Here is a 14,296-nt window from a genome sequence, read left to right as displayed (position 1 = left end):
CATTTGATTTATTTCGATATTATTCAGACCACACTCTCTCCCAGATCTGATTCAGGATGAGCTTTTCATAAAAATGCCGGGGCTGACTTCATGTCAGCTCCGGCATTTATTTTCGTATATCATACCGCTATATTGTTAACCCATTTGTTCTTGAGAACCCTTGGGACTCCAAAAGCCATCTTTATGACTTCCTCCATGCTTCCCGCAAGTATAACTATCTCTATCGGCCAGCCAAAATACAATGCCCCTGCAAAGGATATCGGCACTGCGACAAACCAGAGCGGAATGATCTCCAGCATCAGGCCTGCAAATGTATCCCCACCAGATCTGAGTATCCCTATGACATTGGTCCAGTTGAAGGTTATCAGAGGGCTGAACGCCGCCTTTACGAGGAGTATCCGTTTTATATCCTCTATGCTTTCCGGCTCAAGCCTGAAGAACGTCGGTATAAGAGGCCTGAACACGAGTATGGCCCCCGAGGTGACAAACCCGAGCACAAGCGCCATTGCCATAATTCGCCTGGAATAAAACACCGCCACATCCATAGCCCCTTCGCCGAGCTTGTTTCCAAGTATTGTGGATGATGAGCTGGCGATTCCAAACGCAAGCACCATCATGAGGTCATTAATAGTAGATGCCACCTGAGAAACCGCTACCGCCTGAGTCCCGAGCTTTGCATATGCTACCGAGAGCATGACGGTCCCAAGCCCCCAAAGACCTTCATTGAATATTACCGGAAGCGCTATCTTGAAATACCTGCTGAGGAAAGAAGCCTCTATCTTCCTGAAATCCTCCAGCTTTGCCCGAAGGACGAACCTGCTCCCAAAATATACAGAGTATATCATGAAGCCTGCCTCTATGAACCTTGAAATCGTAGTAGCTATGGCCGCGCCCTCCACCCCAAGCTGCGGAAGGCCGAAATTTCCGAATATGAGCCCGTAATTCAGCAATGTGTTCGCAATAAGCGCTATGGCGCTTACATACATCGGATAGAGTGAGTCTCTTATACTCCTCAGAGATACTATATATGCATAGGATATGGCATGCATCCCGAATCCCCATCCAAGATATTTAAGATACCCAATCCCAAGCTCTATTACCTGAGGATCCTTGCTGAATATGCTCATGTACCATCTCGGAAAAACCAGGGCTACGGTCATGAAGACTGCAGATGACATTATTCCAAGCACGAGCTGCATGGCCATCGTTACCCTCATCCGTTCGAAGTTCCTGCTTCCAAAGTACTGCGCCATGAATATTCCCGCTCCGCTGTAGAACCCGAATGTTATGAGCACGAACAGGAACTGAAGCCTTCCCGCTATTCCCACTGCAGCCACTGAGGCTTCTCCAAGCGAGCTTATCATCACAGTGTCAACTATCGTGAGCGAATTTCCTATAAGGTTTTGTATTACAATCGGGATGGCAACCGTAAACATTGTTTTGTAAAGCTCTGCTGCTCTGATGTCTTTTTTTATCATATCTCTCCCTTTGTATCAGCTTAAAGCCGTGTTCTCATTTTTATCTTTCAGAATCTCGCTTATATATACAATCCGTTCTGCCAGTGATGAGTTTCTTTCTATGAGGCTGGTGTTCGAAATCATCCTGTTGATGCTTTTCATGGAGCCCACAAGCACGACCGCCTGCTTTGCTCTTGTGAGAGCCGTGTAGAGTATGTTCCTGCTCTGCATGACAGAAGGCACCGAAAGCACCGGGATTATCACTATGTCAAATTCGCTGCCCTGGCTCTTGTGTACAGTCACCGCGTATGCGTGGTCTATATTGTCAGCCTCTGAAAATTCATACCTTGATCTTCTTCCATCCTCGAAGCTGATATAGAACTGCTTTGCCCTTGTGTCCACCGCATCTATATAACCTATGTCGCCATTGAAAACTCCCTTTCCGGACTCAATGCCGCCATAACCCGTGTATTCTTTTTCATAATTGTTTCTTATCTGCATAACCTTGTCTCCAGTCCTGAAGACTCTCTCTGAATGCCTGAATTCCGATTTTTCTTTCGCCGGAGGGTTTACAGCCTCCTGTACTCTTCGATTTAACTCGTTTACACCTGATTCGGATTTTTTCACAGGTGAAAGTATCTGTATGTCCTGAGGCTTTACTCCGAAATACTGAGGCAGCCTTGAGGATATGAGCTCTACTATGAGATCTGCCGCTTCGCTGTGAGTATTCCTGGCCATAAAGAAGAAGTCATCCGCGCCTTTTACCAGCTCCAGCGGTTTCCCCTGATTAACTCTGTGTGCATTGATTATTATGCTGCTCTCACTTGACTGCCTGAATATCTCGTCGAGAGTCACCGTGCTTACTTTTTCGCTTTCTATGAAATCCCACAGCACCTTTCCAGGTCCCACGGAAGGCAGCTGGTCCCGGTCTCCTACCATTATTACCGATGTTCCCGTTTTTATGGCGCAGAAAAGCGCCTTTATAAGGAATATGTCTACCATAGACATCTCATCGACTATCAGAACATCTGTGTCAAGAGGATTGCTTTCGTCTCTGTTATAGAAATTCTCCTGTTCGTTTTCATCTGTATATCCGACCTCAAGAAGGCGGTGTATAGTGCTCGCCTTTCTGCCGCTCGATTCTGCGAGGCGCTTTGCCGCCCTCCCTGTAGGCGCGCACAGAGTCACCTTTTTTCCTATCTGCTCATAGCATTCGATTATAAAGCTTACAATAGTAGTTTTTCCCGTACCCGGGCCTCCCGTAAGTACCATCAGGCTGTTCTCAAGAGCGCATATCACCGCTTCTCTCTGTCTCTTTGCAAGTTTTTTCCCAAGCCTGTCCTCAGTCTCAGTGATCATAGACTCTGCGCTTCTTCCTGTGAAGTCAGTGCTTGCAGCCTGGCTCAGGAGGTCCACCGTCATCTTTGCTACTGCATTTTCCGCCTTGTAGAAATTATACAGATACATCCGCCTTGCTCCGTCCTTGTTTTCAAGCACGGCCTGACCGCTTATGCAGAGCTCATAAATTCCCTGCTCGAATTTATCAGCATCACATCCGAGAAGCCTCATAGAGCTTTCCTGAAGGTCTTCGATATTCATGAATACATTTCCCTGATAACAGAATTCCTCAAGTACATATTTTATTCCCTGGCTTATCCTTTGTATCGAGTCTCTTGCAAATCCTGTCTTTCTTGCGATCTCGTCCGCCTTTATGAACCCGATGCCCTTTATCTTTGCACATATTTCATAAGGGTTTGACTTTATTATTCCAAGCGTCTGCTCTCCAAAAGCCCTGTAGAGCTTCATGGCTATGTTTGGAGATATGCCGTATTCCGCAAGTGCTACGATTATGCTCCTTAGCCTGACTTTTGACTGAAAGCTCTCGATTATCTTTTCCTGCTTCTTTTTTCCTATTCCCTCTACTTCAAGGAGGCGGTGCGGCTGATTGTCCATTATCTCAAAAGTCTCGTCTCCGAAGAGGTCCACAATCCGCTGTGCCATCTTGGGACCTATCTCATCTATTATCCCTGACGAAAGATATGCCAGTATGCTCTTTCGGCTTCCAAGGTCCGGCATTTCATAGCTTTTCACGTCAAGCTGCATTCCATACAAGGGGTGGAGCTTCTGATTTCCGCTTATCTTGAGATAATCTGACTCTTCTATTGAAATAAACGTCCCTACGAAAGTGATTATTTCATTTTCCACCGTCTCCATGACGCCAACTGTATATCCATTCTCATCATTTCTGTATATTATCTCAACGACCTTGCCTTCAAAACTCTCCATTTTTTCTCCTCAGATGTTTTATATATACTCCATAAATTCTGCTCTGTGCCTTATATTCTCTTTGTAATCTATTACCGTATGACTGTAAGGCATGTCCATGAATTTTGAAGTTATTATGAAATCAGCCGTAGCGCGGTTGTTTGCTATCGGAATATCATATACCTGCGCAATCCTGAGCAGCGCTTTGACATCCGGATCATGCGGCTGTGCAGTCAGCGGGTCAGAAAGGAATACCACGAGGTCTATCTCTCCTTCGACTATCTTGGCTCCTATCTGCTGGTCTCCTCCAAGAGGTCCGCTGTTGTATCCCAGCACCCTCAGCCCTGTCTTCTGAGATACGAGCCTTGCTGTAGTTCCTGTTCCGCAAAGATCATGTCTTAAGAGTATTTCTTTGTTGTCCATGCACCATTTCACAAGCTCCGATTTCTTGCTGTCATGCGCAATCAGCGCTATATTCTTCTTCTTTTCGATTGTTACCTCTATATACGCTCTTTCCAATGACTTTTACCTCCATATTTTATGATTGTCTTTTATTCCTGCATCTTGAAGCTGTATTTTTCAATACCGCTGCTCTTTATTATGCTCATGTCTTCCATTATATATACTGCCTCTGCATCCTCAAGCCTTTCAATAAGCTGCAGGCCTTTCTCCGGCCCCAGCACAAAGCATGTCGTGCTCAGTATGTCTCCGTCAAGAGAGCTTTGAGAGACTATGGTGACTGACTTGACCTTATTTTGCACCGGATATCCTGTGAACGGATCCAGAAGGTGATGGTAGACTACAGAATCCACCTCAAAAAACCTCTCATATACTCCCGATGTAACCACCGATGCATCCTTCACATCAACAGTAGCTATATATTCATTCTGTCCTCCGTCAGGATTCTTTATTCCTACTGTCCATGGAATACCTTCTTCCTTTTCTCCAACCATGACTATGTTCCCGCCAAGATTGAGTATGGCCTTTTCCACTCCCTCAGCTCTGAGATATTCAGCAATTTTATCTGCTATATATCCCTTGGCAACCGCTCCAAGATCGATCTGCGCTCCGCTTTTCATCCTGATGCGGTTTCCTTCGATTTCAATGTTTCTGTAGCCTACTCTTGCGAGCTCCTTATCTATGGTGTCCCTGGCGGGCACTGCGGGATTTTCCGCCTTGAAGTCCCAGAGATCCTTTACCGGAGATATCGTAATGTCAAAGTAGCCATCCGAGGCCTCAGAAAACTCGATGCTCTTTCTGACAAGCATCGCCGTATCCTCGCTTACCTGGATGTATTCTCCGTCAGCATTATTCATGCGGTGTACATCGCTTCCTTCAATAGTCTTGCTCAGAAGTTTTTCGTACTTGTAGCAGAGGGCGACCGCCCCGTCAAGCGCCTCCTGTGACCCTCCCCATATGCTGAGGCTTATCACCGTATCCAGCGCAAATATCTCTGCAGAAAGCGGCTGTTCCTGCTCACTCTCCTTAGGGGAGCATCCTGATACTGATCCGACCATCGCTGCCATCAACATTACAACAATGATTTTTTTTATCCTGACATATATCATCAGCAAAATCCTTCCCGCTATCTCATCATATATTCTCGTATTTCTTCCATCCTTGACATTGCAGACTCATATCCCTGCATATAAAGCTGCATCAGCTTTGAAGTGTCTTTCTCAAGCCTTCCTATTCCTTTTGTGGAAACCGGCCTTATTACCTTGATATCTCCTTTTCTCTCAAGCTCCTCCACGAGCTCGACCTGGCTGTTATATATCTCCGGTCTTCTTCTCATGGTATCGCAGAAATCCCTGTACTTCCTGTACTTTGTCTCTGCAAGCCTGCCTCCTTTTTCAGGACCTTTCCTGTAGCCCTCTTCTCTGCTCAGTATGGTTATGATCCTGTCGCACCCGTCATCTATTGCCTTCTGAACAGGTATAGGGTCACTGACTCCCCCGTCGAGATAAGGAGTCCCATTTATCTTTTTCACAGGAAACATTACCGGAAGCGAGCAGCTTGCGATTATGCTCTCCATCATGCTCTCATCTGCCTCAACATCCAGATATTCGGGCAGTCCTGTCTCAAGATTGCTTACTACCGCCTTGACCTCTCCTCTGAAATCTCTGTAGCTTTCAAAGTCAAACGGATTGTGAACCATGGGTATCTCCCTGAATGCAAAATCTATTCCATAATAGCTCCTGTTTTTGGGGTTGAACAGGTTTCTGGTCCCCATGTAGCGAGGGTCATTTGCATATCCTATAAGGATATCTCTTCCTCTGTGCTTCTGCCCGGACAGATACGAAACTCCGTTTGCTATGCCTGCAGAAACTCCAATAAAATAATCAACCTCCACTTTTCCATCGAGCAGAGCATCAAGCACGCCACATGTGAATATGGCTCTCATAGCTCCGCCTTCAACCACAAGACCTCTCTTCATTTTCTAAAACCTTCTTTCTAGTTAAAAATCAGTGTATTCCTGATGTCATATTTGTTACAGTTGCTTCTGAAAATATTATATCATACAATTCGCTTCACTGCGCATCATTGTGCGCATGCCCGGCCTTTTTGAGCAGCACTATGAGAAGCGCTGCTGCTGCCGATCCCGCCGCTACAGCTGCTATATATCCCATTCTTTCGCCCATGAGCGGGAGCACGAATATGCCTCCGTGAGGCGCCGAAAGCGTACATCCAAACGCCATGGACAGCCCGCCTGCAAGCGCGGATCCAATAACGCATGAGGGTATTATTCTAAAAGGGTCAGCCGCCGCAAACGGGATAGCGCCTTCCGTAATGAAGGAAAGCCCCATTATATAATTTGTCAGTCCTGCTTTCTTTTCCTCATCCGTAAATCCCCTCCCATAGAATGTAACGGCAAGCGCCACTGCAAGCGGAGGTACCATGCCTCCGGCCATCACTGCCGCCATGATCTCATAGTTGCCCGACTCCAGAGCCGCCAGTGCGAATACATATGCCGCTTTGTTAAAAGGCCCCCCAAGATCTACGGCCATCATCGCTGCAACCGTGACTCCCAGAAGTATCCTGCTTTTTGCCTGCATAGACATGAGCCCCCGGCTCAACTCACTGTTTAGTAAGCTGAGCGGAGGATTTACGACAAAGAGCATTGCTGCGGAAACTATGAGTATTGAGAAAAGAGGATAGAAAAGGACCGGCTTCATGCCCTCAAGAGGTTCCGGCATTGCAGAAAAAAGCTTTTTGAGAAATACGACTGTATAGCCTGCAAGAAATCCGGCCGCAACCGCTCCTATGAATCCAGAGCCTCCCTGAGAGGCAATCATTCCTCCTGTGAATCCGGCCGCAAGCGCAGGCCTGTCTCCTATTCCTGATGCTATATATCCCGAAAGCACCGGAAGCATGAAGCTGAATGCTATGTCTCCCGCATTTTTCAGAAATACTGATACCTCACCGCCTGAAACAGCTTCTCCAAGGCTCAGCGAGTAATCTCCCAGGAGAAATGAAAGCGCCGTGAGGATGCCTCCTCCGATTACAAAAGGCAGCATATGTGAGATTCCGTTCATGAGATTCCTGTATATCTTTGAAGCGGCTTTTTCTGTACCTGGTGACTCCTTTCCGTTTTCAAGCGCCATGTCTATAAGCTTTCCGGGGCTGTATATGCCCTCAGCTGAGGATGCCCTTACGACCTTCTTTCCTTCAAATCTGTCCGTATCTATCTTCGTATCAGCCGCAAGTATGACTGCTCTTGCAGATCTTATTTCCTCCTCTGTGAGTACGTCTGCGATGCCGCTCGAGCCATTAGTTTCTATCTTTATGTTTATGCCTCTTTTTCTTGCCTCTGATGCCAGTTTTTCTGCCGCCATATATGTGTGAGCTATTCCTGTAGGACATGCGGTGACCGCAAGGAGTTCATATCTGTCATTTCGGGATGCGAAGTCTTTATCCTTAAGTTCAGGCTTTGCTTCGCTCTGCTCAGGAAACTTTTTCTGTTCACAGAAATTTATACTTTGGAGAAACTCCTCCACCGTCTCTGATTTTATGAGCTTCTTTCTGAAGTCTTCATCTATTAACATCGCAGACAGCCTTGAAAGCAGGCTTAGATGACTGTCATCCTCATTGTCCGGGGAAGCTATCATGAAAATGAGATAGGTAGGTTCTCCGTCTATGGATTCATAGTTCAGTCCCTCTCTGCACACTGCCGCTGCGAGTACCGTTTTTTTTACTGCTGACGATTTTCCGTGAGGTATGGCTACTCCATCACCTATTCCAGTCGTGATGAGAGCTTCCCTTTCAAAGACAGCTTCTGAGAATGCCTTGACATCCGATATGCTGCCCGTGGATACTATCATGGCTATCATTTTTTCTATGACTTCGTGCTTTGATAATGGCATCATGTCTATGTCTATGCATTCTCTTTTTAAAAGATCCGTTATTATCACTGCCTTCCCTCCCTTTTCTATAAATCAGATTTATCTGCTATACCCTATATAATACCATTAATGAGTATTTGATTGAATACAATTTTCAACAAAAAAACAGAGCATATTTATGCTCCGTCTAAAATCCCTCTTTTCTCACCTTAGTGCCTTCAAAATCTATCCTCAGCTCATATGCCTTCCAGCCTCTTTTCAGCTTCGAAAGCCTCTCCTGGTACATCTCAAGGGTGTTGCTCTGATCCTGGTCAATTATCATCACCGTCGGCCCTGCTCCACTCAGGAAATTCGCTGTCGAAGACATCTTTTCACATATCTCCATCACTTCCTCATATTCATCTATTATCCCGGATCTGTATCTCTGATGAAGCCTGTCGCTCACAGCCGTCTTCAGAAGCTCGAATTCGCTGTTTACGAATGCGGATATCATAAGCGATACATGGCTGACATTGTATATGGCGTCTCTGAAATCCACGCTGCTCGGAAGCACTGACCTCGAATATTCTGTAGAGAGGCTGAACTGTGGAACGCATGCGATGAACCTCAGCTCTCTGCTCACAGGTATGCTCGACATGAATACCCTTCCATCCTTCTGCATTGATGCAGTAAATCCTCCCATTAGGGCGGGAGTGACATTGTCGGGGTGACCCTCTATGAGATTGCATATCTCAAGCACTTCACGGTCGCAGTATTGTTCGCATGATGCTTCATAGGCAGCCTTTACTCCTGCTACTATGCAAGCCGCGCTGCTTCCAAGCCCCCTGCACACAGGAACCTCGCTTTTTATCCCTATCTTCATCTTTTTTGGGAAACTCCCTCCTAAATGATCGATTCCCTTCACAAAGGAAGTATATATTAGATTTTTCCTGTCTGCGTACTTTTCTTCGCAGCCTTCAAATTCGAGCTCCATGCTTTCCGGATCATTATGCTCAGCGCTTCCACTTAGTTCAAAGCTCACTTCTGTGTATATGCTTAGTGCCATGCCCAGAGAATCAAATCCCGGTCCCACGTTTGCAGATGTAGCCGGAACCCTGAGCACTATTTTCTTATTTATATTCATATCCTTCTCCTGTATCTCTATTTATTCTGTCCGTATAATAATGAAACTACAGCTTTCTTTATGTCTCTTCTGTCAGCCGTGAGTTCATGGATTATCTTCTTGTCTTTCAGTTCTCTCAGCGGCTGAGGGATTTCGCATCCTGTCTCTGCGCTCAGCATATCGAGCACTTCAAACTCGCCGGCCCCTGAAGTATCTATTCCAAGTGCATCACAGACGCTTGATGCAAACTTGAACGGACTCGCCGTGGAAAGTACCACTTTGACGCCTGAGACAGCTGATTTTTCAGCAACGCTGAAGGCAACCGCGGTATGTGTATCCATCAGATAACCGTGATTTTCAAATGTTCTTCTGATGGTGTCCTGAGCAGTCTTATGATCTGTGCTTCCAAAATCAAATACTGCGAGCTCTCTTTTTATCTTTTCATTCATCTGACTGTCATCTCCATATACAGAGTAGAATCCATCTTTTTCAAGTTTTTCCATCCAGCCTGAAACAGCCTGAGTGCTCTCTGATATATGATAGAGCAGCCTTTCTATGTTGCTTGAGATCAGTATGTCCATAGATGGCGATGATGTGCAAAGAAGTTCCCTTCTCCTGTCGTAGGTTCCGGTCCTGAAGAATTCTGCCAGGACATCATTCTCATTTGATGCGCATATCAGGCGATGTACCGGAAGTCCCATCTTTTTCGCGTAGTAACCGGCGAGTATATCCCCGAAATTCCCCGAAGGCACGCAGAAGCTGACTTCTTCTCCCTCGGATATGTCCCCTCTTTCAAGCAGCTCCCTGTAGGCATGGAAATAATATGCAACCTGAGGTGTCAGCCTTCCTATGTTTATAGAGTTTGCAGACGAGAGCTCTATACCCTTTTGAATGAGCTCAGCCTTGAGCCCGGAATCTGAGAATATCTCCTTTACGGCGCTCTGTGCATGGTCAAAGTTGCCATTTATGCCTATTACGCTTACATTTTCGCCTTCCTGGGTTATCATCTGCCTTTTCTGAATGTCGCTTACTCCGTTTTGCGGATACAGCACAACTATCTGTATGTCCCTGCTTCCTGTTCCTCTGTCAGAAAAAGCTTCGAGCGCCGCCTTTCCTGTATCCCCTGAGGTTGCAGTCAGTATGACTGTCCTGAGGCTGTCCTTCTCAAGCTCTCTGGATTTTCTCATGAGATATGGGAGAACCGAAAGCGCAAAGTCCTTGAAGGCGCAGGTCGGTCCATGATATAGCTCCATTACATGAAGGCTTCCTGCTTTTTTTATACAAAGAGGAGGATTCGTGCTGAATTTCATGTATGCAGCCTCCACATCGTCAGATATATCTATCTCCGGGAAGAAGCTCGAAAGAACCGTGCTGCAAAGATCGCTGTAGCTTTTCGCTTTCATGCACTTCCCGTATATATTTTCAAAGCAGTCCGGAACGTAAAGCCCGCCATCGCCTGCTATCCCTCTCATTATCGCTTCTGAACCCCTTACGCTTTCCCCTCTGTTTCTTGTGCTGAAAAATTCTGCCATTTCAAATCTCCCTTTCTGTCCGTCGATAGAATACATATGTTCACCGTGAATGTGATGTTTATTTTATCACACTGCATTTCCTTTTTCAACCCCCAAAAAAACAGATCACCGCGAGATGATCTGCTTTTATACGCCTGCCCTATGGCTGGCGCTTTATATTTATATTGTACTCCCTGACCTTATTGTAGAGCTGCCTGCTGGAAATCTGAAGAACTTCAGCTGCGAGCTCCATGTTATTGTCATTCTCGTCAAGGATCTCCATGATATGCTTTTTCTCAGCTCTGCTCCTTATCTCACGGAGGCTGAGGCCTGAGTTTTTATCCTGCTCTGCGGAGCTTAAGAATATGTTGTATCTCATGGCATCTTCCAGGGTTATCCTATCTCCCTCAGCCATTACCGTAAGCCTTTCGATTATGTTTCTCAGCTCTCTGATGTTTCCTGGATAGTCATACGAAATGAGCACCTTCATTAGATCGCTGTCGATAGATTTCACGTCTTTTTTTAGATCCCGGCTGCTCTGATTCATGAAAAATTCAATGAGCAGCGGAAGGTCTTCTTTTCTTTCTCTTAGAGGCGGTATTTCTATGGTCACAGTGCTTATCCTGTAATATAGGTCCTCCCTGAAGTTTTTTTCCGCAATTTCTTTTTTTAGATTTCTGTTAGTGGCGCATATGAGCCTGAAATCCACCTTTATGGACTCATTGCTTCCTATTCTTTCTATCTCCTTGTTCTCTATGCTCCTCAGTATCTTCGCCTGAGATGTAAGCGGAATGTCTCCTATCTCATCCAGAAAGAGCGTCCCTGTGTGAGCTGCTTCAAACCTTCCCTTTCTCATGCCCTCAGAGCCTGTGAAGGAGCCTTTTTCGTGACCATACAGCTCTGATTCGATAAGCGTTTCAGGAAGGGCATGGCAGTTAACCGAAACGAGGATATTGTCGCTCCTGCTGCTCTTCATATGGATGTATTTTGTCAGTATTTCCTTTCCAGATCCTGACTCTCCGAGCAGCAGCACATTTGCATCAGTCGCTGCGACCTTTTCGGCAAGCTCCAGAACGTTTGCATATTTTTCGCTCTTTGTGCTGAGCATGGCATCGAGTCCGGAAACCTGGCTCCTCAGCATCCTGTTCTCGCTGCTAAGCCTGTTTATTTCCACGATTTTTTCGATTTCAAAGATAAGCTCCTGCGGATTGCTGCTTTTTATGAAATAAGAAAACGCGCCTTCTCTTATGGCCTCTACTGCAGTTTCGATGCTCGCATATGCCGTTATGACTATGCATCTTGATTTTATCCTGTTTTCCTTCATATATTTTATGAGCTCCAGGCCATTCATGCCGTCCATCATGAGGTCTGTGATTACGATATCATATTCTTCTGCTTTCATCGCCCTGACTGCATCTGCTCCGTTTGATGCACAGTCTGCCATGTAGCCCCTTTTTTTGAGTATTGCTCTCAGTAATTCCCTGAAATTTTTTTCATCATCAACTATCAGAATTCTTGTCTCGCTGTTCATCTCAAGTCACCTCCATGTTCCCTGAACTCCGGAATCTTAAGTGTGAATACAGTTTTTCCTTCATGGCTCTTTACATCTATGTCTGCTCCTATTTTTGCGCATTCTGAATATACTATATACAGCCCCAGTCCAGTGCCCTTGCCGATTTCTTTTGTCGTGAAGAAAGGCTCATAAATCTTTTCAATATGCCTTGGAGAAATTCCTCCTCCGTTATCCTCAACATATATCATGGCCGATCTGCCCTCCATATGCGCTGAAATTGAAATATGACCATCTTCCTTTATTGCATCAACCGCATTCTGAATGAGATTGATAAGTATGTGGCTGAGGGATGTCCTGTTTGTCCTTATGCATATGCTTTCAGCTATATCCACGCCTATTGATATTTTCTGTTTTTTCGTATTGGCACCGTAAAGCCCAGTTACCTGGTTTACCATTTCTCTAAGGGCTATATCTTCATCTATGCTCTGATTTATTCTGGAAAAATTGAGCAGATTATCTATTATCTTTCCAGCTCTTTCTATCGAGCTGTCTATTGATTCTATTGCCATTTCCCTCATCTGCATGTCATTCCAGTCCTCGTTAAGAAGGAACGTGGAATTCCTTATTATTCCAAGAGGGTTTCTCAGTTCATGAGCTACGCCTGCCGCAAGCTGCCCCACTGCGGACATCTTGTTTTCCTGAGTAAGCTTTTCCTGATTTATCTTCTGTACAGTCACATCCTCCATCATTATGGCAATTCTACCTACCGAGCTCTGTCCATGCTCAAGAGGAAATATCTTTATATTGTATATGCCGCTGTCATTCTTGAGCTCATATGTGCTTCCAAATGCTTCACTGCTGCCGTGCTCATCATCCAGTACATTCCATATTATCCCGCTGAAATTTTTTTCAAAATCGCTTATCACAGGCATCTCCATGAAATAAGTACCTGTAAGATCCTTTTCAGCTTTCCCTGTATGTTCTGAATAGGACCTGTTCACACTGACGGCCTTACCGTTCATATCGAGTATTACTATCATATTGCTTATGCCGTTGAATGTCACCTCAAGCTCGTTCTTGGTCCTTTCCAGCTCCCCTGTCCTTATATCGACAAGATTTTTGAGACTCCTGTTCCACATATAGGCAGTATATGCGCTTAGAAGTCCGATCAGCGATGCCATAAGAAATACAAGTCGCAGCTTTTCAGTATTCCGGTCTGAACCTGTTTCGGCGTATGGCATCCATTTCTCGTTTATCTTGTCTATAGTGCCATTCCTTCTGAGAGAGAATATTGCTTTGTTAAGCACCGGCACTATATCTGCGTTTTCAATAGGTACCCCCAGCACGCAGTTTTCGTCATATATCGGTTTTGCCAGGATATGATAGTCATCCATGTACCTGAGTTCCTTCATGAAATATCTTATAACCGGCTCATCGCCTGCCACTGCCTGAACTTTTCCTGACTCAAGAAGGTGTATGGCTTCCTTTAGATCTTTTGCATACACTATGTTTTTTTCATCTACTCTGTCAGCTATGAATTCTGCCGAATAATCCGATTTCTGGACGGCAATCTTGAGCTGCTTCCAGTCCTCGCCCCTGAGTATTTCCTCATATTCCTTTCTGGCTACAGCAATCCCTCTTATCGGATATATGGGGTCCGTGAATGCAAAATGCTTTCCCCTTTCCTGCGAGGGAATCATGTCGCATATGTCAGTTTCTCCCTTTTTCAGTGCTTCTATGGCGCTCTCCCACACCATCGGCCTCGATATTATGTTCTCTCCGAGCTGTATAGAGATTGCGCTCATGTGATCCACCGCAAGCCCGAGATACTGACCGCTCTCTTCATAATATACTCCCATTGGCGGATCATTGATATTTCCTCCGTATATCAGGGGTGAATATTTTGAGAGTATTTCTCTCTCGCTCTGAGTGAAATCCCTTGAATAACTTATATATTCTATTATGTTTACATTATATTCCAATATGAAAAAATGATTTATGCCGAAAACCATGATCAGCATTACCATCGAAAAATATGTACACCACTTTTTTTTCATAATTTACTCCTAAAAAATGAGAGAGCCTGTTCGCTCTCCCATTATATC

At 45.3% G+C, this 14,296-nt stretch carries 10 protein-coding genes; all 10 read right to left on the bottom strand.

What is annotated here, in order from left to right:
* Positions 1–119: 119 nt before the first annotated feature.
* Positions 120–1,478, bottom strand: a complete 1,359-nt coding sequence (locus AC4PGZ_RS01220) for an MATE family efflux transporter (protein WP_492159274.1) — start codon at positions 1,476–1,478, stop codon at positions 120–122.
* Positions 1,479–1,493: 15 nt separating this feature from the next.
* Positions 1,494–3,743, bottom strand: a complete 2,250-nt coding sequence (gene recD2 / locus AC4PGZ_RS01215) for an SF1B family DNA helicase RecD2 (protein WP_492159273.1) — start codon at positions 3,741–3,743, stop codon at positions 1,494–1,496.
* A gap of 18 nt (positions 3,744–3,761) precedes the next feature.
* Positions 3,762–4,241 carry a methylglyoxal synthase gene (locus AC4PGZ_RS01210; protein ID WP_492159272.1) on the bottom strand — a complete coding sequence of 160 codons (480 nt, stop codon included), beginning with the start codon at positions 4,239–4,241 and terminating at the stop codon, positions 3,762–3,764.
* Between the two features lie 32 nt (positions 4,242–4,273).
* The gene (locus AC4PGZ_RS01205; protein WP_492160236.1) at positions 4,274–5,290 is read right to left on the bottom strand and encodes an FAD:protein FMN transferase; all 1,017 of its coding nucleotides are present in this window, start codon (positions 5,288–5,290) and stop codon (positions 4,274–4,276) included.
* A gap of 17 nt (positions 5,291–5,307) precedes the next feature.
* On the bottom strand, positions 5,308–6,159 hold the full coding sequence (locus AC4PGZ_RS01200) for a patatin-like phospholipase family protein (RefSeq protein WP_492159271.1): 852 nt from the start codon (positions 6,157–6,159) through the stop codon (positions 5,308–5,310).
* A gap of 94 nt (positions 6,160–6,253) precedes the next feature.
* A complete protein-coding gene (locus AC4PGZ_RS01195; RefSeq protein ID WP_492159270.1) occupies positions 6,254–8,134 on the bottom strand; it encodes a PTS fructose transporter subunit IIABC in 1,881 nt (626 codons plus the stop codon).
* A gap of 118 nt (positions 8,135–8,252) precedes the next feature.
* Positions 8,253–9,188 carry a homoserine kinase gene (gene thrB, locus AC4PGZ_RS01190; RefSeq protein WP_492159269.1) on the bottom strand — a complete coding sequence of 312 codons (936 nt, stop codon included), beginning with the start codon at positions 9,186–9,188 and terminating at the stop codon, positions 8,253–8,255.
* A 17-nt stretch (positions 9,189–9,205) separates the two neighbouring features.
* Positions 9,206–10,699 (bottom strand): threonine synthase, encoded by a 1,494-nt coding sequence (gene thrC / locus AC4PGZ_RS01185; protein ID WP_492159268.1) that lies wholly within the window; start codon positions 10,697–10,699, stop codon positions 9,206–9,208.
* 139 nt (positions 10,700–10,838) lie between these two features.
* On the bottom strand, positions 10,839–12,209 hold the full coding sequence (locus AC4PGZ_RS01180; protein ID WP_492159267.1) for a sigma-54-dependent transcriptional regulator: 1,371 nt from the start codon (positions 12,207–12,209) through the stop codon (positions 10,839–10,841).
* Positions 12,206–14,248 (bottom strand): transporter substrate-binding domain-containing protein, encoded by a 2,043-nt coding sequence (locus tag AC4PGZ_RS01175; RefSeq protein ID WP_492159266.1) that lies wholly within the window; start codon positions 14,246–14,248, stop codon positions 12,206–12,208. Before AC4PGZ_RS01175 ends, AC4PGZ_RS01180 begins: the two co-directional genes overlap by 4 nt.
* Between the last annotated feature and the right edge of the window lie 48 nt (positions 14,249–14,296).

Source organism: Proteocatella sp. QWL-06 (assembly GCF_058684135.1).
Note: the sequence above shows the minus strand (reverse complement) of the source record. Positions and strands in the feature narration are given on the sequence as shown.